Raw genomic sequence first — 19,335 nt, 5'->3', positions numbered from 1 at the left:
CGCCTGCCATGAGACACGCGGTTTTTTGAGAGATGGAGAGATATTCACGTTTATATTTAATTCTTATTGATAGCAATATAAAATATCATATTTCATGCAATAAGTCAATTACTTAACTCTCCTCTCTATGTTTTGAGCAATTTATTGAACCACAGAGGTGCAAAGAACACAGAGAGAGAATAAAGGAATTTATTGACCAAAATTTTTACCTGCCTTGAAAGGCTTATTCTCTTCTCTCCCTTTCCATAAGTGCTAGGGAGTCTAGTTCGTGGAATGAGTCGGGAGAGTTTAATTTTGGGAATCTTTTTATTACCTTTTAAAGTGAACAAGGATACAGTTAATTGTTATTGCTAAGAGCTTCTAATAAAATTTTGCCGCTTTTGATTTCAAACGAACTACTTCACAAAAGTTTATTTTTTAGTGACAACGAGTTATCTTTGATAGTACGGAAAGCCGTCAGGAGTGGTCTACACACTCTATACTTTAATTAACATTTTGAAATTCGATAATTTACAGATAATAACAGAGTTTTTTAGCCAAATATCACTATATAGCTTGTATTTAGGCAGTTTTTTCAAAATTATATTTGTCAAAAATATTATATTTAAAATTGTACTAAAGCACGAAGATTTAAGAAGTTAGAATACATTTACCTCTTTAGGAGTGGGTAATTTCCGTACTAGGATAGACAAAGAATATAGAAGAAAGAGTATAAGATTTGGTGAAAGTTGTTAATAAGTTTAGTATCTAGAAGTTACTTTCTGATGCCAAGTCAATCAGTTACAAGCACTAAAACAACAGAAATAAAAAACTTCTAAATTCTAGTTTTATTTTTTAGGAGGTTTGTGATGCGAATTGCTCAAATAGCTCCATTATGGGAAAGAGTTCCGCCTCCAGCTTATGGTGGCATAGAACTAGTAGTGGGGTTACTGACCGATGAGTTAGTCCGACGCGGACACGAAGTTACTTTATTTGCATCGGGAGATTCTATAAGTCTGGCAAAACTAGTGTCAGTTCATCCCCGTGCCCTCAGACTCGATCGCACTATCAAAGATTACGGCATTTATGAAATGCTAAATCTAGCTTCGGTGTATGAACGCGCAGAAGAGTTTGATATTATTCACTCTCACATAGGGCATGGGGCAATGGCTTACGCGAATCTCGTCAAAACCCCTACGGTTCACACGTTGCACGGTATTTTCACCCCTGACAACGAAAAGATGTTTAGTTTTGGTAAAAAACAACCCTACGTCAGTATTTCCGATTCACAACGAGAACCAAGGTTAGGGTTGAACTATCTGGCAACAGTCTATAACGGAATTGATGTTAGCAGTTACAATTTTCACGCGCAACCAGAAAATCCGCCCTATCTAGCGTTTTTGGGTCGAATGTCTCCTGAAAAGGGAGCGCATTTAGCAATAAAAATTGCAAAACAAGCTGGTTGGTGTTTAAAAATGGCAGGTAAGGTAGATGTTGTTGATGTGGAATACTTTGAGAAGGAAATCAAACCACACATTGACGGAGAGCAAATTCAGTATCTGGGCGAAGCTAACCATGCTCAAAAAAATGCTCTTATGGGAGGTGCAGTAGCAACTCTGTTCCCCATTACTTGGCGGGAACCCTTTGGATTAGTGATGATTGAGTCAATGGCTGCGGGTACGCCAGTGATTGCGATGAACTTGGGATCTACTCAGGAGATAATTTCCCACGGTAAGACGGGTTTCCTCTGCAATAATATTCAAGAGTGCATTAGTGCGATCGCTCGGGTAGTAGAGTTAGACCGCTATACTTGCCGCCAATATGTCGAAAATAATTTCAGTGTTAACCAAATGACTGATGGTTATCAGGCAGTTTATCAAAAAATAATAGCAGAACGATTTTCTCAAAATGGGCATTCACGCAGTTTGATTGGTTTAAGTAGCGATCGCATTTAATTTGTATGCCTCTCAGATCCCCGACTTCTCAAAGAAGTCGGGGATCTTGTTTTTTAGCAAAGTGTGCTACCAAATTAGGCGATCGCGCCATTTTTCCAATGTCTTCGCTTTAACTCCTGGAATTCTTTCTAAATCTTGTAAAGATGTAAATTTCTGCTGTTGACGGCTAATAATTATCCGTTGTGCTAACTTCTTACCCACGCCAGGGAGAGTTTCTAATTCTTCCAAACTTGCAGTGTTAATATTTATTTGTTTAATTACTTTTAGTTCACTTGATGAAGAACTTTTTATCTGTGGACAGCGTGTTTTTTCTAATTTAACTTTTTCTTGAATTGCTGGTGGTAAGCCTGGTTTTACTTTGGCATAAAGACGAGTAAATTCTCGCACGTAATGGGCAGCAACTATAGGATTTTGAATTACTACAAGTGTCTCATCATTACCATTATTCGCAGCATCTGACCAATTATGAGAACCTGTAATTACTGTTTGGCTATCAATCACACCAAATTTGTGATGTAATAAATCACCCTTGGGTAACAGAGGTACGCCTACGGTAGTAATTGGATTTTGCCAAGGATGATTGTCAACTTCATATTTACATTTATTACTAAGAGCAACTCCCATCATATCTAAGGCTTCACTGTATGGACGGTAGGCAAATTGTGGTTCAATTAAAGCGCGAATTTGCACACTTTGTTGATGGCGTTTTTCTAGAATATCGGCAAGACGTTGATCGGAAAGGACAAATAATGCCATATCAACAGATTTAGTTGCTGAATCTAAAGTTTTACCAATTAAACCATTACTACTGTTACTCCAAGATTGAGTTGGAGAAGTAGGCGAAAATTGCACAGTAATTGTGCTTTGATTTAATGTAATTTGTTTAGGCGATCGCATCGGTTTTTCCAAACCAAATCTACTATCAGGCTTACCTCCTGGCCCATCTCCCCACATAATATTAAACTCTTCTGTAAATAAAGATGCTAGTTCTGGGCTGTCAATCTGCAATAAGTTATTAGCATTGCCTAAAGTGTTGGGATTTGTAAAATCACCATAAGTATCACTTAAAGTAAAATTGGCCGAAGTGATAATTACAATACGATTATCCACAATCACAAATTTGTGATGCATTAAGCTGCTACCTGCTGAACCATCGGCTCGATCGTCTATCCAGGGAATTTTAGCATTCTGCAAAATTATCAAAGCATCTCTTTGATTAATTTCTGCTGGACTGAGTTGATTATCTTGATTAATATCGATAAATTGGCGAAATTCTTTATAGCGTTCCTGCTCCCTTTTATCTAACTTACCTACCTCAGCAGATGTTAAATTACTCCAAGGTCGGCTATAAGTATTTTCTAAAATTATCCTGACTTTTACCCCAGCTTTTTGTCTATCAGCCAGTGCTTGAGCAACTTTGGGTAAACGTAATTCTTGCACAGCCACATCTACTGTAGATTTAGCGTGCGTAATAGCATTGACAATCTGTTTTTCTAAATCATCCCCAAGGCGAGTTTGCTGACGGTAAGGTTCCTTGTATTCTGAAGACTCAGAATGGTTAAAGTAAACTTGAACTAACGGATCTTGTGGTAAAGGTGCTAAACGCTGATTATAAGACTGGACTCGTTGACAACCAGCGAGGGAGAATATCAGTAAAAAGATATATAAAAAATATCTTTGTCTAGAGATAAGTTGCACTGTAATCTGTTAAAAGTGGATTAGGAATGGATAGATTTATCATTCCCAAAATTTTGTATTCTGAATTAAGTAGAAAAATAACTTTCCAACTAAAGGGAAAAATCCACTGCTAAAGGCAGAATTACAGAGATTTTTTCAGGATTTGTCTACTCAAACTGTATATGCTGACAAGATCAGCAGCCTACTACTAACGTGTGTTCTCACCATTATCGGTTATATGCAAATTTATCTAGATTACAGCGCCACTACTCCGACTCGAAAAGAAGCGATCGCAGTTATGCAAACAGTCCTCACTCAACAGTGGGGCAATCCTTCCAGCTTACATGAGTGGGGACAACGGGCGGCAACGGTTGTAGAACAAGCCAGAGTCCAAGTTGCTGGTTTAATTAACGCCGCCAGTCCTGAATCGATCGTTTTTACCTCTGGTGGCACTGAAGCAGATAATTTGGCAATAATGGGTGTGGCTCGGTTGTATGCTGTTCCTCAACATCTAATTATTTCCAGCGTCGAACATTCTGCAATTTCGGAAACAGTAAGGTTGCTAGAAATGTGGGGTTGGGAAGTTACACGCTTGTCTGTAGATGTTAAAGGTAGAGTTAATCCCCTAGATTTAAAGGCGGCGTTGCGACATAATACAGTTTTGGTTTCGATAATTTACGGTCAAAGTGAAGTTGGAACCGTGCAACCGATCGCAGAACTGGGTAAAATTGTGCGATCGCATGGGGCTTTGTTCCATACAGATGCGGTGCAAGCTGCGGGACGCTTACCCATAGATGTGCAAGAACTCCCAGTAGACTTACTTAGCCTTTCCAGTCATAAAATATATGGCCCCCAAGGTGCAGGGGCGCTATATGTGCGTCCTGGTGTGGAATTAATGCCCTTACTGGTTGGTGGTGGACAAGAAATGGGGCTGCGTTCTGGTACGCAAGCAGTACCCGTAATTGCTGGATTTGGTGTAGCAGCAGAGTTAGCAGCGCAAGAATTGGCTACAGAAACACCACGGTTAATTGAATTACGCGATCGCGCTTTTGCCCAATTAGTTGAGATTCCTGGTTTAATTCCTACAGGGCATCCGCATCACCGCTTACCTCACCATATCAGTATGTGCCTAGAAAACGCCGATGGTAAAAAATTGAGCGGTAAAACCTTGGTACGACAGCTAAACCTTGCTGGCATTGGCATCAGTGCTGGTGCTGCCTGTCACAGTGGTAAACTTAGCCCTAGTCCGATATTGTTAGCAATGGGTTATTCCGAAAAAGCCGCTTTGGGCGGAATTCGCATTACATTGGGGCGTGATACGACGCAAGCTGATATAGATTGGACAGTGATGGTGTTGAAGCAAGTTTTGCAAAGGCTAACACCGGATTTGTCTTTAGTTAAGCGTTGATCGCTCATACTAACTAAAATTTAGATACAGCTAGAGTGATAAATCTAATAACTCTCACTCATGTGAAGCTATGGGTAAATAATACCTGTATATAGCTTATCTGATTTGATATCTAGATTATATTGGTCTTGCACAACCTCTCCAATACTAATTAGAGATTTCTCTAATCTAGATTTTGGTAATGGAACTATAAGTGGTTCAGCAAAACTCTGATCGGCAACAATTTCGGCTTTAACTCCATTAAAAGAATCACTTATGCAATATAGATCGGGAATATCACCTGACGCTTCATTTAGTTCCCAAAACAAAGCTTTTGCTGCTTTCCACCAACGGTAAGCAAGCTTGGTGATTTGGGACTTCGTTCCATAAGCATTCCAGATTAGAATTGTTGTAATTGATGCCTGTCGAACCTGACAGCGTAAGATTCGAGCTACGTGGCGATGTTCATTTAAGGTAAACCCATCACGTCGTCTAGGGAGATTAGATGGTGGGTGAAGCCCTTGTGAGGATTGTTTTTGAAATTCTGGCCTAAACCCATTAATAAACTCACCATTCAACTGTTCGCGTAACTCGCTTTTTCCGTAATAACAATTCACTGGATCAAGTTCAGGAGCGTAACCATCCTTAAAAAGGATGTGATTGGGTAAAGTTTCAGCACATACCGCATTATCGAGTTCCCCCTTAAGCTCCGAAACAGTACTCTCAAGTTTACAAGCTAGCTTGCAAACTTTTGCAGTTTTGCCATAACACCAGCTAGAAACAGTACTAAGATTTAGAGCTTCATCTCTCCGGTGCTTAATATATTGCCCAAAATATTTGTGCTGTTCAAAGGTAAATCCCCTATCGTTTTTATTCTTTATCGACTCTCTGGCTGCCTTAACCATACTCAGATCCTCTTATTGTTGACAGACATTTTACCACGTTGATTATTTCACCACGGACATTGATGGTATTGAAGCAAGTTTTGCAAAGGCTGACACCGGATTTATCTTTAGTTAAGCGTATTGGCAACCCTACTAAAATTTAAACCGTGTAAAGTCAAGGAATTCTTCATTGTCAGTGTAGATGTAAAAAATAATGAAACTTATTCAGGGCTTACGGGAAGAAATTAAAATAGAAAATAAGCAAGACTTAATCTACGACTAGGTTATGAAATACTGGCTTATTTAAGGACAACAACATCATGAACACTGCTAAACTCACTACTGATGGCACTCACCAAATCGTTATTTTACCCGAAGACTTTCAACTCACTGGGACTGAAGTTTATATCAAAAAAATTGGTAACGCCATTGTCCTCATTGCCAAAGATAACCCTTGGGAATCCCTGATAGATAGTCTAGACAATTTCTCCGATGACTTCATGACTACCAGAGATCAGCCAGTTATTGACACTAGAGAAAGTTTTTAAATGCGATACCTGCTTGATACGAACATCTGCATTTACCTGATAAAGCAAAAACCCCAAAAAGTACTGGATAAATTTCAAACTCTTAGTATTTCTGATGTAGGTATCTCGTCTATCACCATTGCTGAACTAGAATATGGAGTTGCCAAAAGTCAACAGCAAGACAAAAACCGCATCGCCCTGATGCAATTTCTGCTACCTCTAGAAATTGTCGAATTTAATCAAGCATCTGCAACAATTTACGGCAGCATCAGAAGCGATCTCGAAAGTCAAGGACTTATTATTGGTGCAATGGATATGCTCATTGCTTCTCATGCGGTGAGTTTAGGAGTTACCCTTGTCACTAATAATGTGCGAGAGTTTTCTCGTATTTCTACGCTCCTATTAGAAAACTGGGTTGAGTAGTTGTGAATAGGCGAGGTGTTCGGTATTGTTAAACGAGTTTTTCCCAAAAGGTAATATTTTGAGTCATAAAGGAGTTCAAGCACGACTTATTTTGATTACTTTTGAGGCTCATCTGGAATGAATAAATTCATCATTGGAATTGGGATGTTTATGGGTTCTACGATTGGCAGCTACATCCCAGTATTGTGGGGTGGAAGTTTGCTATCGTTCACCTCGATTTTCTTTAGCGTTATTGGTGGTATTGCAGGGATTTTGCTTGCGTATCGCGTATCAAAATATCTAGGTTTTATCTGAATCGGCGCTCTATTCGATTGTCGCTGAAGCCTTAAACGAGGCTTTTACCATCGGGTTATTCCGAAAAAGCTGCTTTGGGCGGAATTCGACGCAAGCGGATGCGGATTGGACGGTAATGGTGTTAAAGCAAGTTTTACAGAGGCTAACACCGGATTTATCTTTATTTAGACCGTTAAAGACTGTACATTAAGTCAGCAAAACCATAGAGGCTGATGATAAGTAATAGTGATGCTGTTAGTTGGGTAATTCGCGTCTGGTGTGAAGGCGCGATCGCTTCCCGCACTAAAATAGAAATAGATGCCCCTACTACTAGGCTCAAGCCTAAAATTAAATAGGGTCTATCAGGTAAAATAGTCGCTATTGCCAGCATAGCGATCGCTAATAAGAGCATCAATAATTCTACAAACCTGGGCGGATTGTATTGGCTAGATAAAACAAAGCTGTTGAACCAAAAAGACCAAAATCTCATATTCCAGTGCTGAGTAGCTGTTAGCGGGGCGTTTAGCCCGTTATTAGTGCTGAGTTATGAGTGAGAAGTTAGGAAGCCGCGTTTGATTCAAAACTCTTAACTCCTAACTCCTAACTTTTAACCCCTAGCCCCTAACTTTTGACCTGTGCCATTTTTTTGTGCAGTATCACTTTCTGGTAGTTCTACACCAAAGACGCGGCTAAAAACTTTGGCAACTTTGTAGCCAGAATCAATCGATTCTAAGGGGTCTTTCCGCAGCCTGTGACGCAAACATAGGGTAATCACACGGCAGATATCATCAACCGTAACTTCAGTGCGTCCTTCATAAGCTGTTAAGGCTTTAGCGGCGCGGTTACTAACAATGTCACCCCGCAAACCATCTACATCCAGTTCAGAACAGACTTCAGAAATTTTTACCCGTAGATCGTAGTCAATTTTCACTTCTGGCAAAAGCTTTTGAGCATTGACAATTTGCTCTTGCAATGCTTCTTGCTGGGCTTTGCAGCTTTCGAGAAACACTGGAGGATTTTGGTCAAAATCCGCCCGTTGTTCGACGATTTGCACCCGCAAGACTGGTTCTTTGACTGTGCGAATTTCTGCGTGCATCCCAAAGCGATCGAGCAGTTGGGGGCGTAGTTCGCCTTCTTCAGGGTTTCCAGAACCCACAAGCACAAAACGCGCTGGGTGACGGATAGAAATACCTTCCCGTTCTACAGTGTTCCATCCACTGGCGGCGGAGTCGAGTAGTACATCTACAAGGTGGTCATCTAGTAAGTTGACTTCATCCACATAGAGAATGCCCCGGTTAGCCTTTGCCAGCAGTCCTGGTTCAAAAGCTTTGACACCTTCAGATAAAGCTTTCTCGATGTCGATTGTGCCACAAACCCGGTCTTCTGTGGCTCCTAGAGGTAGGTCTACCATTTGGACTTTTTTGTGAGTTACAGGAATTTCCGCCCCTTGTTCTAAGAGTTGGCGGACTTCATCGCTCATTAAGTCGGGGTCGCTAGGATCGCTACTGAAGGGGTCATTGGCAACCACAGAGATTTCTGGCAGCAGATCCGCCAGCGCCCGGATAGTTGTGGACTTACCGGTACCGCGATCGCCCATGATCATTACACCACCAATTTTGGGGTCAATCACGTTCAATAGGAGCGCCAGTTTCATTTCTTCCTGGCCCACAATTGCCGTAAAAGGAAATACCACGCGACGCGTACTTGCCGTGGATTGAGCAGTTGGACTCACTAAATTACCTTAACAATATTTTTCTTATTACAGTTTTCTATTGTGACACAGTTGGGGTGTGGAATAGGTTAGCAATTCTGAAAGTATTATTCAATACATTGCCTTAAGTATATACACTAAAATAATAATCATTTAATAGTGTCGCTGTCAGATAAGTTGTTGCAGAAGATGCTATTTAAATGAATATATAACCGACAAACTAATGAATCAAAATACAGTACAACCTGGTCTTTTTGGATTAGCTAAATCTAATAGGGATTTCTCTCAAGCTAATAGTTGGGGGAAAAATCAATTTAATAATTCTTTCCCTGCTTCTTTGGCTTGTTATATGCACAGTCAAGGGCTACAGCTAGTCTATTTAACTCTTGATAAAAGCCTAAAAATTAAACATGGGAAAATTGATGTTACTGATATTTTTGGTATTACACCACTATCCCCCAACTTATTTTTCGCATTTGAAAGCGACTATCTTCCTTATAGAAAACTAGTCATAGGAAAATTGCCAAGGGTAGATTTAGTTACATTGAATACTTCTAATAGTGATGCTTGCTTGCGTAGCATAGAAATTAAATTAACAGCCTTACCAGATAATTCAACTTGTCGCTTACCCGATCATAAATATGGTTGTGAGATTGTTACTCGTCCAGATACCATAGTCTATCTAACATTAAGTATCGCTGATAAATTTAAAGATTCTAGAGAACAAATACTTAAATATCTTGATCCGGTTTGTAGTGAAATTACTGATTGGATTAGTATTAGTAATATGCTTCCTTATATTTCAAGATTGACAGAGAGTTTAGATAATTTACTTTATGATCATATAGAAATGCAATCTCCATTAGTAATGCAGCCAGTATGGAAAACTGTAGGTAAAACATCAAAGTTATATCAAAACTGTTTAGATATATTTATTTGGAGTGATTTTGGTTTTACTAGGTTGTTTTTTGATATTACAAAAAGATTACCAATTGGGACAGAAAGTATTCAACGTCATGCACGAACTGTAATATGGCTGGCAAGAATGTTATATGAATTTGCTATAAATGGTAAAATACCACACGCATCAATAATTGATATATTGACGTATCATACTAAGAACGATAAAGCTTTTGCATCAAGTGGATTAAATACTCATCCTTATATGATTTGTGATGAATTGATTAAACCTAGAATTACTAAAGAAGAGATTGGGAATATTATTTTAGGTGGAGGACAAAATTACTTAAGTCCTGAAAGAAGATTTGATGGTATTATTCTAAGTAATCCAGAGATATTTGATGAAGTATTAAAAAAAATATAAATGTATGAAAGAAAAATATATAGATGATACCAAAAACTCTTCACTTAGAGTTTTAGACCTTTTTGCTGGTTGTGGGGGGTTATCTTTAGGCTTTCAAAATGCTGGTTTTAATATTGTAGCAGCATTTGATAATTGGAAGCCAGCTATAGATGTTTATCAAAAAAACTTTAGCCATGAAATTTTTGATTACGATCTTAATAATTTGAGTAGAAATTATGAAATTTTTAGAGAAATATGTCCTCAAATTATTATTGGTGGCCCACCATGCCAAGACTTTTCTAGTGCCGGGAAACGCAATGAAAATTTAGGAAGAGGAGATTTAAGTATTGTATTTTCTGAGATAGTTACAAGTGTTCTTCCTCAGTGGTTTTTGATAGAGAACGTAGACTTATTTCGTAAAAGCAATAAATATACAGAGGTTAAACAAATATTGAAAGACGCTGGATATGGTTTAAGTGAAATAATTTTGGATGCGAGTTTGTGCGGTGTTCCTCAAAAGCGAAAAAGATTTTTTTGTTTTGGAGAGCTACAAGGAAAAGATGAAAGTCTAGAACCTTACCTGAAAAAGAGGTTAGCAGACAAACCAATGACCATTAGGGATTATCTGGGAAATAAATTAGAAATTCAATATTACTACAGACATCCAAGAAGTTACCAGAGAAGAGGAATTTTTAGTATTGATGAACCTAGTCCAACAGTAAGAGGAGTTAATCGTCCTATTCCTAAAACCTATAAAAAACACCCTAAAGATCCAGTAACTGTTACAGAAAACTTGCGCCCATTGACTACAATTGAAAGAAGCTACTTGCAGACTTTCCCGGAAACGTTTATTTTTGAAGGTACAAAAACAGACCTAGAACAAATGATAGGAAATGCTGTCCCAGTCAAGCTTGCAGAGTATGTTGCTAAAACTATCCTTGAATATATCAAAGATAGTTTAAATAATTCTATAAGATTTACAGTAGAAAATTGTCTTTCGTAATTAATTTAAAATGAACAATAAAATGGGAGATGAAACCTCTCAAGTTCTTTTTATTTTAGTCATTAGTTTAACTTATATTTTTAAATGTTTACATCAAGTTATTAGTGGAAAATTATGCATCAGTGATTATCGTTTCTATACATTTGTGATTTTATTTTTTGGAAGTCCCAAAGGGAGATGGAATATAACCAATGCCCAATGCCCAATTCCCCATTTCAATCTCTATTGGGCAACTAATGACTATTTGCTACGTCAAGCATCTTATAGGTCTGCTTTAGTTTTTTTGGTGCAAAAGTTCCATAAGCAGGGAACGAACAACTACCAACTCATCAGTTTTGTACTAAGCATAAATACTTGTAGACTATATGCTTAGTAGATTAAATCCTAAAAGCGAACAATGGCGTGTGTGAGTAGCTAATGCATCATTCAAATTTATGAAATCACTTTTTATTGCTCAAAGTTGGCGGCGACTATTCAAGTCTCTTTTTCCGATTCTCATTTTAATATCCTTTATTACAGTATTGCTGGTAGACAGTTTCGCCCCTGCGATCGCAGAAGGTTGGGGTTTTGGCGCGATCGCACAGCTACCCCGTCAAGAAATTCGCGGGGTTTGGATGACTACCAATGATTTTGACACCCTCAAGGATCGCGCCAAAGTGCAGGATGCCGTGAGTCAATTACGACGGCTGAACTTTAACACAATCTATCCTGTGGTGTGGAATTCTGGTTATGTAATGTATCCGAGTGCGATCGCACAACGTGCAGGTATTCAACCTTTTGTTTACAAAGGTTTAGATGGACATGATATTCTTGCAGACCTAATTACCCAAGCCCATCGCAAAGGATTGCTAGTAATTCCCTGGTTTGAATTTGGTTTCATGGCTCCCCCAACGTCAGAATTAGCACTGAATTATCCTGATTGGTTCACACAAAAGCGGGATGGTAGCCAAACTTCAAATAGTGCGGCTGGTGAGGTGATGTGGCTCAATCCGTTTCATCCAAAAGTGCAACAGTTCATCACCAACCTCGTGCTAGAAACTGTCAGTCAATATGATGCCGATGGCATTCAGTTTGACGATCACATGAGTTTGCCCTACGAATTTGGCTACGACCAATATACAGTTGCCTTATACACAAAAGAAACTAAAAATCCTCCCCCAAAGGATGCCCAAGATGCGGCATGGGTACAGTGGCGGGCAGATAAAATTACAGCATTTATGGTACAACTTAACCAAGCTGTGAAGCAAAGAAAACCACAAGCAATTTTCTCTGTTTCTCCTAATTACCATGATTTTGCTTACAAGTTTCACCTGCAAGACTGGCTGACTTGGATGCGGCAAAATATTGTAGACGAGTTAATTGTGCAAGTTTATCGTCCCGATATGCAAAGTTTTGTGGCTAATATTTCTCGCCCAGAAATTCAAGAAGCACAAAAAATAATTCCAACTGGAATTGGTATTATGACTGGGTTACGAAATAATCCAGTTCCTATGCAGCAAATTAAGTCTCAAGTGCGGGCTGCTCAAGAACGCGGCTTAGGCGTAACTTTCTTTTATTATGAAAGTCTTTGGAACGATGCTCTAGAATCCTTAAACGAGCGACAAGTTGGATTTGGAAGTCTCTTTCCATCTCCTGCACTCCGCGCCAGAGTTGAATAACTTTTCTGTTTGATATGGTTTCTATAAACAAAACTACCAACTTATTTTTAAAGTCGGTAAGCGTAATTAAATATAAGATCAAACCTCACCCTCAATCCCTCTCCGATACTTTGGAGACGGAAGCCGGAGGCAGGGTGAGGTTTTATATTAGGGACTTCCAAATAAAAAAATACTCAACTAGTTCTTGTGGGGTGGGCATCTTGCCCGCCTCTGTATATGGGCGGGCAAGATGCCCACCCCACAAGATTGGGTAATTTATTTATTGGAAGTCCCTTTGGGCATATTCATAACGCTCTGTTTTAATTAAGTTAAATTCTAAAAGCAACCGAGTTTGATAACGTAAAATATCTAGCTTGCTATTTAAGTCTTCTAGTTGAGCTAATTTTTGCCTTACATACCGTGCTACAATTAAACCATCTAATAGATCGTATAGTTCTGTAATAATCCGATTTCCTAGCAAAAATTTATGATCTCTAGGAAGGCGGTTTAAAATTGGTATATACCACTTGATTAAATCATAAGTTTTTTGTATTATTGGTAAATCCTGCATAAAAGGTTAAAAAAAATTATCGCGCAGAGCGCGAGACATTAAGTAGGGTAAAGAAATAAAGAGCAAAGTGCTAAAGGGCAAGAGTGCAAAGGGCTACTAAGTCCTGCCACGAACCACCACAACCCGAAAACCCACGCTGTTGCGCCTGCTGTCACGCGCGTAATAGCGGCGAAACGCCGAGCGGCAATCCCTGGGATCGCTGCGCCACGAACCACCACGCAGCAGCCGATTTTGGTTATCATTATCACTTAACCAGGCGCTCCCATCTTTAGGCGCTCCGTTATAATTTTCGTGCCACTCATCCAGACACCATTCCCATATATTACCATGCATATCAAATAAACCAAAGGGGTTAGCAGGAAATTTCCCTAGATATGTTGTTTGCTTACGATATTCACCCTTTGAACCAGAATTATAGACATAATTCCCGTCGTAATTAGCCAAATCCGTTGTAATCATTTCGCCAAAATAAAAAGGCGTAGTAGTTCCCGCTCGACAAGCATATTCCCATTCTGCTTCACTGGGCAAGCTATAGGTTTTCTCAGTCTTTTTAGATAGCCGAGCGCAAAACTCAATTGCATCATCCCAAGAAACCACTTCAATAGGTCGATTAGCACCTTTAAAATAGGATGGGTCTGGATTTAAATCAATATTAACCTTGGGTAAGGCGGCAATCGCTTTCCATTGACTCTGAGTTACTGCAAATTTCCCCATGAAAAAGGGTTGAATAGTGACGGAGTGCTGTGGACTTTCAGAGTTACGTAGTTCTGGCTCACTCTCTGGCGAACCCATAAGAAATGTACCGCCTGGAATTGCAACCATATCCAGAAATACACCATTACCTAAGTTTTCTGTAAAAAACTCGGCGCGTCCACGACTACGGTTAATTTCATAGGTTTTTTTCCCCATACCCAAAAATCCTGCTGATTTAGGGGTTAGGGTGGCGGTGTCAAACTCAAAAGCTTGAGTTTGAATACCTGAGCGAGATGATTCTTTTTCTCGTTCTTTTTTTAATTCTGCTTGCTGTCTTTGATTTTCGGCTCTTTCTTCTTCTTGCCGTAATCTTTCTGCTTCCCGTCTTTGATTTTCGGCTGTTTCTTGTTCTTGGCGTAATCTTTCCGCTTGCTTTTGCTGGCGCTCATATTCTACTTGTTTTGATGCCAGCACTCGTTGTTCAATTGTTTCTATATCTTCATCCCGAAGATTCAAGATATTTTGTAAGCGTTTTAAGCCATTACAGTCTTTGTTACTGAGGGGATATTGTTTTATCTGAGATAAAGCTTGCTCATAACGTTGCAATTTTTGCTGACGCTGGCGATAAGGTTCCAAAACCTCAAGCTCAATTGCATCAGCCTCATCAGCAGATAACCTCAAATTATTCCGCAACTCATCCAGATAAACACGGTTGATTCCAGAAATATCTCCTTCATCCTCAAGGGCAATAATATCAAATTCCTTGCGATATTTGAGGCTGGGGTCATCTTTGGGCGACTTTGCCAGAAAAATCCGATAACCATCCTTAAAAGGATAAAATTCTGGTGTCATCGCGGGAGATGCTTCTTGGACTTTGATTTTCGCATACCGATGCAACTCATCTACCGCAATCAAGCCATCGCCGTCTATATCGGCTGCACCTTTCTCAATTCCTTCTACCAAGTAGTGAGTGTAAACCGAAAGCTCTAAACCATCAGACTCAAAAGCATATTGTGTGGAAGTTGAAGCTGTGAGAATTGCCCGCCCCTCGCCGCCTAAATGCTGTTGTAGGTCAATAGTACCAATATCTTTGGGAGTCCAGCCCTTGGCAAAAGCCCCACTAAAGCAGCAATCTAAAATTACTACCAGTCGCTTAGATTTGCTCTGGTTCATCCAACTATGGACATTTGTGGCTGCTACGGCTGAAGTGGGGATTAATTTTCCCTGATTTTTCTGGGTGATGGAAGTTGAGAAGTAAAAATCACCACTTTCGACTATCACGCCATGACCAGAAAAATAGAAAAGTACTAAATCATCTTTCTGACAATTGGCATACAACTCATAAATAGCAGTTTCCATCTCTTGCCGTTGGGGATTTTTCAGCATCGTGATATCTGCTTCGGCAAAATCACCCATTTCTGGGTTTACCAAAACTCGCCGCATCGCCTCGACATCTTTAACAGCATTTGGTAGCAGTGGTAATCCTGGCTGATATCCACTAATCCCTATAAGCAGTGCAACTTTTGCCATTTAGCTGTTTGACTTATTGTTCAAAAAATCCTGGGCTTTCTGGAGGGCAAATTCAAACTCTTCTCTACTACTAGCTTCGATGTTGAGTTCTCTGCCATCGGGGGCTTTCACGCCAATTTTAATTGGTTTGTTGCCGAAGCGATCGCTCAGAAATTTAAACAAACTCTTGATATTAGAAGCTTTAACTTGTGCTTTTAACAATCCCCATACAAAGCCACTGATACTCTTTGTCCCCTTGGGTGCGTTTTCTACTGCAACTAAATCTGCATCTTCTACCCCATCCACTTCTCTTAACTGAGGTAATAAATTTTGTACTTCTGTTTGCAATTCCTCATCGTCTAAACCCAGTTCAGCTAGAGAAATTGTCACCTGAACGTTAGATATTGCTACCATGATGAATCGCTTAAGTATTTTTTGGGTATTTTTTAATGATTGTATCGTTAATTCTGGCTAATTTAGTAAATATTCGGGGAGCGATACTTACAGCAAAGACTTCAGCCTAAATTAGACAACTCAAAAATCTACTCATCATCCACATCTGCAAATATGGATTTTAAATCACGATAACCACTAACTACTCGCACAATCACAACACTATCTTCAAAAACTCGATAAAAAATAATGTAGCTATTTAAGGTTATTCCTCTAAGGCTTAGATCAAACTTGGCATAACTTCGCCCTATATTTGGAAATTGGGCTATGTTTTGGCACTTCTGATTAAATCCTTGAATAAATCTTTCCCCTGCGTTGATATTGCGAACTAGAAAACAATCCAAAATTTCATCTAAATCTTGGCTTGCTTCTTTGGCAATAAAATATTCCATTATTCTTGAATCTCACGCGCTTTGCGTAATTTATCTGATAGTCGCGCCATCACCAATTCACCATTTATTACGTCTCCACGTTCAATAGAAGCAAGCCCAACAGCTATTTTTTTCTGGGTTTCTTCTTCCCATTCCTGATAACCCTTCTCCCATTCTTCTAGCAGTTTCAAGGCTTTAGCAATCACATCTTCAGCATTTTCATATCTACCTGTAGCAATTCGGGTTTGTATAAATTGCTCGTATTCCGCTTTAAGTTTGATGTTCATAATTTTTTTGAAATTAGCCCTCAAATAGCTTGATGTAAATAGTAAAACCCAACATTATATTAGGTTAACGTTGGATTTTACTAAATTCATCCAGCTTGATTTGGCGGTGTTGCTTCCGGTGGTGTTTCCGCCGGGGGAGCGAGTACCGCATCCGGCGCAATTTCTTCTCCGATAATCGGTTGCTTATCCTCAATTTCAAAATCTGGTTGCGCTGCTTCCACCAGTTCAGGAGATGGGGGATGTGGTGGAATTGCTTCCGGTATACTCTCGGTTTTTACTTCTGTGTCGGTAGTAATCGTCTGCGGTGCTGGTTGTTCTGGTATGACAATAGTTTTGTCAATAATCTCAACAGCAGGTTGCTCTACCAGAACAGAAGTGATGTCTTCAGGTTTGGGGGTTGTGGGTGGCTTTTTATTCCCAGTCTGTTGCACCTTGTCTTTCGCGCCACTGAAGGTACTACCAATACCTTTTTGCAATTGGCCTAATCGTTCTTGAAGGGACAACTTATTTACCTGTTCCTGAATACCAGTTTTCACCGTTTCAGCACTAGGTACTTGGGTTTGTTGTGCCAGGGGGGTAAGTTGGCGACGTAATGATAGAGTTTGCCAGCCAAACCAGACCAAAAGAGCCACACTAGCCACATGACCAAGCAATAAACCTCCAGTAATGCGTGGTGCAAACACCCATAAAACTAAGGCATAGAATAGTCCGACACCACTCCAGATAAAATCATTCTTCCGGTGGATTTCTGGAAAAAAGAAAGCTGCTATATAGATGGCTAAACTACCAAGACCGACCACTAAAGCTAGGACATACGCCAGCATTATTTGGTTACTCCTTTGACTAGGGATTGGGGACTGGGGATTGGGGACTGGGTATTGGGTATTGGGTATTAGGAAGAAAAACTAATTTAGTAAATTAAATTCTTTCCTAGTCCCCAGTCGCCAATCCCCAGTCCCTAGTCCCTCAACTAACAATTTTGCAAATTTTGCCAGTCAATTGTTGATTTAGATACAATTTAAAATTAATTATCCATGCTAGTTGTGGATTTTTGTCGTTTAGATCAAGTCTTAAGGTCTTCTTTAGGGGAGAACGGAAAATATCGGACTACCCTTATAGGTAAAGGATCTGCAAGAGTTAGCCAGAAATTTTTTATGACACTACAAAGCTTTGGTGTGATTGGATTAGCCGTTATGGGTGAGAACATCGCTCTCAACGTAGAGCGCAATGGCTTCCCAATTGCAGTTTACAACCGCTCCCGAGAAAAAACGGATGCGTTTATGGCGCAGCGTGCGCCAGGAAGGAACGTCAAAGCCGCCTTTACTCTGGAAGAATTCGTCGCCTTATTGGAACGTCCCCGCAAAATTCTAGTAATGGTGCAAGCTGGTAAGCCAGTGGATGCGGTGATTGCTCAACTAAAACCTTTGTTAGACGAAGGCGATATCATTATCGACGGTGGCAACTCTTGGTTTGAAGATACAGAACGACGCACTCAGGAATTAGAACCGGCTGGGCTTCGGTATCTTGGTATGGGTGTCAGTGGCGGTGAAGAAGGGGCGCTGAATGGCCCATCTCTGATGCCTGGAGGTACAACAAGCTCTTACGAGTTTCTATCACCAATTTTCAACAAAATTGCTGCCCAAGTCGATGATGGCCCTTGTGTAACCTATATTGGCCCTGGTGGTTCTGGCCACTATGTCAAAATGGTACACAACGGTATTGAGTATGGCGATATGCAGCTAATTGCTGAAGCCTACGACTTGCTGAAAAATGTCGCTGGATTAAACCCTAGTCAGCTACATGATGTGTTTGCTGAATGGAACACCACCGATGAACTCGATTCATTTTTGATCGAGATTACGAAGAATATCTTCCCATATATTGACCCAGAAACAAAAAAACCCCTAGTGGATTTGATTGTTGATGCAGCCGGTCAAAAGGGAACTGGACGCTGGACTGTGCAAACTGCATTGGAATTGGGAGTTGCTATTCCTACAATTACAGCAGCAGTTAATGCCCGGATTATCTCTTCGATTAAAGATGAGCGGGTTGCAGCATCGAAAGTCCTCACAGGCCCCAGTGGCAAGTATGACGGGCAAACCAAGGACTTTATCAATAAAGTCCGTGATGCTCTCTATTGCTCAAAAATCTGTTCTTATGCTCAAGGGATGGCGTTGCTATCCACAGCTTCAAAAACATATAACTGGAATTTGGATCTGGGCGAAATGGCGCGGATTTGGAAAGGTGGTTGTATTATTCGCGCTCGCTTTTTGAATAAAATTAAGAAGGCTTTTAGCGAAAATCCAGCTTTGCCTAACTTGCTGTTAGCTCCCGAATTTAAGCAGACAATTCTTGATAGACAGACTGCTTGGCGGGAAGTAATTGCAACAGCTGCAACAGTAGGAATTCCAGTACCCGCATTTAGCGCATCCTTGGATTATTTTGACAGCTATCGCCGCGATCGCTTACCTCAAAATCTAACTCAAGCACAACGCGACTACTTTGGCGCACATACCTACCTGCGTCTTGACAAGCCCGGAAGTTTCCACACTGAATGGGTACCTATTGCTGAAGCTGGGAAGTAAATTTTCACACATCTACATCAGAAGATTGTGAAAGTTTAAAAGTTTCAGAATACAGATTTAGAAGTGGCTCTGAGTTTCAGAGCCACTTTTTTAACGAACCGCAGAGG

At 40.0% G+C, this 19,335-nt stretch carries 20 protein-coding genes; 10 read left to right on the top strand and 10 right to left on the bottom strand.

The window, feature by feature from the left end; translation table 11 throughout:
- The first annotated feature begins 848 nt into the window (after positions 1 to 848).
- Positions 849 to 1,934 (top strand): glycosyltransferase family 4 protein, encoded by a 1,086-nt coding sequence (locus tag V7K98_RS19180; protein ID WP_335024615.1) that lies wholly within the window; start codon positions 849 to 851, stop codon positions 1,932 to 1,934.
- A 66-nt stretch (positions 1,935 to 2,000) separates the two neighbouring features.
- Here the strand turns inward: V7K98_RS19180 and V7K98_RS19175 are convergent, their stop codons facing one another.
- The gene (locus V7K98_RS19175) at positions 2,001 to 3,632 is read right to left on the bottom strand and encodes a DUF655 domain-containing protein (RefSeq protein WP_335024613.1); all 1,632 of its coding nucleotides are present in this window, start codon (positions 3,630 to 3,632) and stop codon (positions 2,001 to 2,003) included.
- Positions 3,633 to 3,849: 217 nt separating this feature from the next.
- Between V7K98_RS19175 and V7K98_RS19170 the strand changes: the two genes are divergently transcribed.
- Positions 3,850 to 5,019, top strand: coding sequence for a cysteine desulfurase family protein (locus tag V7K98_RS19170; RefSeq protein ID WP_335024969.1), 1,170 nt, complete (start codon positions 3,850 to 3,852; stop codon positions 5,017 to 5,019).
- 68 nt (positions 5,020 to 5,087) lie between these two features.
- On the opposite strand, the gene V7K98_RS19165 is transcribed toward V7K98_RS19170, so the two are convergent.
- Positions 5,088 to 5,903 (bottom strand): hypothetical protein, encoded by an 816-nt coding sequence (locus tag V7K98_RS19165; protein ID WP_335024611.1) that lies wholly within the window; start codon positions 5,901 to 5,903, stop codon positions 5,088 to 5,090.
- Between the two features lie 299 nt (positions 5,904 to 6,202).
- Between V7K98_RS19165 and V7K98_RS19160 the strand changes: the two genes are divergently transcribed.
- From V7K98_RS19160 to V7K98_RS19150, 3 genes are all read left to right on the top strand, one after another.
- Positions 6,203 to 6,430: an antitoxin gene (locus V7K98_RS19160; RefSeq protein ID WP_109011474.1), complete on the top strand. Its 228-nt coding sequence runs from the start codon at positions 6,203 to 6,205 to the stop codon at positions 6,428 to 6,430.
- Positions 6,431 to 6,832, top strand: a complete 402-nt coding sequence (gene vapC / locus V7K98_RS19155; protein WP_335024607.1) for a type II toxin-antitoxin system tRNA(fMet)-specific endonuclease VapC — start codon at positions 6,431 to 6,433, stop codon at positions 6,830 to 6,832. It abuts the gene before it with no gap.
- Between the two features lie 117 nt (positions 6,833 to 6,949).
- Positions 6,950 to 7,126 carry a hypothetical protein gene (locus tag V7K98_RS19150; RefSeq protein ID WP_334915413.1) on the top strand — a complete coding sequence of 59 codons (177 nt, stop codon included), beginning with the start codon at positions 6,950 to 6,952 and terminating at the stop codon, positions 7,124 to 7,126.
- A 172-nt stretch (positions 7,127 to 7,298) separates the two neighbouring features.
- Here the strand turns inward: V7K98_RS19150 and V7K98_RS19145 are convergent, their stop codons facing one another.
- On the bottom strand, positions 7,299 to 7,595 hold the full coding sequence (locus V7K98_RS19145; RefSeq protein WP_335024605.1) for a hypothetical protein: 297 nt from the start codon (positions 7,593 to 7,595) through the stop codon (positions 7,299 to 7,301).
- A 117-nt stretch (positions 7,596 to 7,712) separates the two neighbouring features.
- Entirely contained in the window at positions 7,713 to 8,837 is a 1,125-nt protein-coding gene (gene bchI / locus V7K98_RS19140) for a magnesium chelatase ATPase subunit I (RefSeq protein WP_335024603.1), read from the bottom strand.
- Between the two features lie 202 nt (positions 8,838 to 9,039).
- On the opposite strand from bchI, the gene V7K98_RS19135 reads away from it, so the two are divergent.
- The 4 genes from V7K98_RS19135 (at position 9,040) to V7K98_RS19120 (ending at position 12,780) form a co-directional block, all read left to right on the top strand.
- Entirely contained in the window at positions 9,040 to 10,140 is a 1,101-nt protein-coding gene (locus V7K98_RS19135; protein WP_335024601.1) for a HindVP family restriction endonuclease, read from the top strand.
- A gap of 4 nt (positions 10,141 to 10,144) precedes the next feature.
- Positions 10,145 to 11,122 carry a DNA cytosine methyltransferase gene (locus V7K98_RS19130; protein ID WP_335024599.1) on the top strand — a complete coding sequence of 326 codons (978 nt, stop codon included), beginning with the start codon at positions 10,145 to 10,147 and terminating at the stop codon, positions 11,120 to 11,122.
- A gap of 10 nt (positions 11,123 to 11,132) precedes the next feature.
- Positions 11,133 to 11,495: a hypothetical protein gene (locus V7K98_RS19125; protein WP_335024597.1), complete on the top strand. Its 363-nt coding sequence runs from the start codon at positions 11,133 to 11,135 to the stop codon at positions 11,493 to 11,495.
- Positions 11,496 to 11,556: 61 nt separating this feature from the next.
- Positions 11,557 to 12,780: a glycoside hydrolase family 10 protein gene (locus V7K98_RS19120; RefSeq protein ID WP_335024595.1), complete on the top strand. Its 1,224-nt coding sequence runs from the start codon at positions 11,557 to 11,559 to the stop codon at positions 12,778 to 12,780.
- 259 nt (positions 12,781 to 13,039) lie between these two features.
- Here V7K98_RS19120 and avd read toward each other — a convergent pair whose 3' ends face one another.
- The 6 genes from avd to V7K98_RS19090 all read right to left on the bottom strand — a co-directional run bounded on the left by avd (position 13,040) and on the right by V7K98_RS19090 (position 17,467).
- Entirely contained in the window at positions 13,040 to 13,330 is a 291-nt protein-coding gene (avd, locus tag V7K98_RS19115; protein WP_335024593.1) for a diversity-generating retroelement protein Avd, read from the bottom strand.
- A gap of 96 nt (positions 13,331 to 13,426) precedes the next feature.
- Positions 13,427 to 15,553 (bottom strand): caspase, EACC1-associated type, encoded by a 2,127-nt coding sequence (locus V7K98_RS19110; protein WP_335024591.1) that lies wholly within the window; start codon positions 15,551 to 15,553, stop codon positions 13,427 to 13,429.
- Positions 15,554 to 15,946: a sugar ABC transporter permease gene (locus V7K98_RS19105; RefSeq protein ID WP_335024589.1), complete on the bottom strand. Its 393-nt coding sequence runs from the start codon at positions 15,944 to 15,946 to the stop codon at positions 15,554 to 15,556.
- Positions 15,947 to 16,074: 128 nt separating this feature from the next.
- Entirely contained in the window at positions 16,075 to 16,377 is a 303-nt protein-coding gene (locus V7K98_RS19100) for a type II toxin-antitoxin system RelE/ParE family toxin (RefSeq protein ID WP_335024587.1), read from the bottom strand.
- Positions 16,377 to 16,643 carry a type II toxin-antitoxin system ParD family antitoxin gene (locus tag V7K98_RS19095; protein WP_335024585.1) on the bottom strand — a complete coding sequence of 89 codons (267 nt, stop codon included), beginning with the start codon at positions 16,641 to 16,643 and terminating at the stop codon, positions 16,377 to 16,379. Before V7K98_RS19095 ends, V7K98_RS19100 begins: the two co-directional genes overlap by 1 nt.
- Before the next feature lie 86 nt (positions 16,644 to 16,729).
- A complete protein-coding gene (locus V7K98_RS19090; protein ID WP_335024583.1) occupies positions 16,730 to 17,467 on the bottom strand; it encodes a Ycf66 family protein in 738 nt (245 codons plus the stop codon).
- A gap of 330 nt (positions 17,468 to 17,797) precedes the next feature.
- On the opposite strand from V7K98_RS19090, the gene gndA reads away from it, so the two are divergent.
- On the top strand, positions 17,798 to 19,228 hold the full coding sequence (gene gndA / locus V7K98_RS19085) for an NADP-dependent phosphogluconate dehydrogenase (protein WP_335024581.1): 1,431 nt from the start codon (positions 17,798 to 17,800) through the stop codon (positions 19,226 to 19,228).
- Positions 19,229 to 19,335 lie beyond the last annotated feature (107 nt).

Source organism: Nostoc sp., assembly GCF_036917435.1.
Classification (GTDB): domain Bacteria; phylum Cyanobacteriota; class Cyanobacteriia; order Cyanobacteriales; family Nostocaceae; genus Nostoc.
This window is presented reverse-complemented; position numbering and strand designations above follow the sequence as displayed.

What these genes read in the sequence shown, in the direction of transcription:
- V7K98_RS19110 (WP_335024591.1), bottom strand. Translation starts at nt 15,553, where the DNA reads ATGGCAAAAGTTGCACTGCTTATAGGGATTAGTGGATATCAGCCAGGA.
- V7K98_RS19090 (WP_335024583.1), bottom strand. Translation starts at nt 17,467, where the DNA reads ATGCTGGCGTATGTCCTAGCTTTAGTGGTCGGTCTTGGTAGTTTAGCC.
- V7K98_RS19100 (WP_335024587.1), bottom strand. Translation starts at nt 16,377, where the DNA reads ATGGAATATTTTATTGCCAAAGAAGCAAGCCAAGATTTAGATGAAATT.
- vapC (WP_335024607.1), top strand. Translation starts at nt 6,431, where the DNA reads ATGCGATACCTGCTTGATACGAACATCTGCATTTACCTGATAAAGCAA.
- V7K98_RS19170 (WP_335024969.1), top strand. Translation starts at nt 3,850, where the DNA reads ATGCAAATTTATCTAGATTACAGCGCCACTACTCCGACTCGAAAAGAA.
- V7K98_RS19150 (WP_334915413.1), top strand. Translation starts at nt 6,950, where the DNA reads ATGAATAAATTCATCATTGGAATTGGGATGTTTATGGGTTCTACGATT.
- V7K98_RS19160 (WP_109011474.1), top strand. Translation starts at nt 6,203, where the DNA reads ATGAACACTGCTAAACTCACTACTGATGGCACTCACCAAATCGTTATT.
- V7K98_RS19165 (WP_335024611.1), bottom strand. Translation starts at nt 5,903, where the DNA reads ATGGTTAAGGCAGCCAGAGAGTCGATAAAGAATAAAAACGATAGGGGA.
- V7K98_RS19145 (WP_335024605.1), bottom strand. Translation starts at nt 7,595, where the DNA reads ATGAGATTTTGGTCTTTTTGGTTCAACAGCTTTGTTTTATCTAGCCAA.
- V7K98_RS19180 (WP_335024615.1), top strand. Translation starts at nt 849, where the DNA reads ATGCGAATTGCTCAAATAGCTCCATTATGGGAAAGAGTTCCGCCTCCA.
- gndA (WP_335024581.1), top strand. Translation starts at nt 17,798, where the DNA reads ATGACACTACAAAGCTTTGGTGTGATTGGATTAGCCGTTATGGGTGAG.
- V7K98_RS19125 (WP_335024597.1), top strand. Translation starts at nt 11,133, where the DNA reads ATGAACAATAAAATGGGAGATGAAACCTCTCAAGTTCTTTTTATTTTA.
- V7K98_RS19105 (WP_335024589.1), bottom strand. Translation starts at nt 15,946, where the DNA reads ATGGTAGCAATATCTAACGTTCAGGTGACAATTTCTCTAGCTGAACTG.
- V7K98_RS19095 (WP_335024585.1), bottom strand. Translation starts at nt 16,643, where the DNA reads ATGAACATCAAACTTAAAGCGGAATACGAGCAATTTATACAAACCCGA.
- avd (WP_335024593.1), bottom strand. Translation starts at nt 13,330, where the DNA reads ATGCAGGATTTACCAATAATACAAAAAACTTATGATTTAATCAAGTGG.
- V7K98_RS19130 (WP_335024599.1), top strand. Translation starts at nt 10,145, where the DNA reads ATGAAAGAAAAATATATAGATGATACCAAAAACTCTTCACTTAGAGTT.
- V7K98_RS19135 (WP_335024601.1), top strand. Translation starts at nt 9,040, where the DNA reads ATGAATCAAAATACAGTACAACCTGGTCTTTTTGGATTAGCTAAATCT.
- V7K98_RS19120 (WP_335024595.1), top strand. Translation starts at nt 11,557, where the DNA reads ATGAAATCACTTTTTATTGCTCAAAGTTGGCGGCGACTATTCAAGTCT.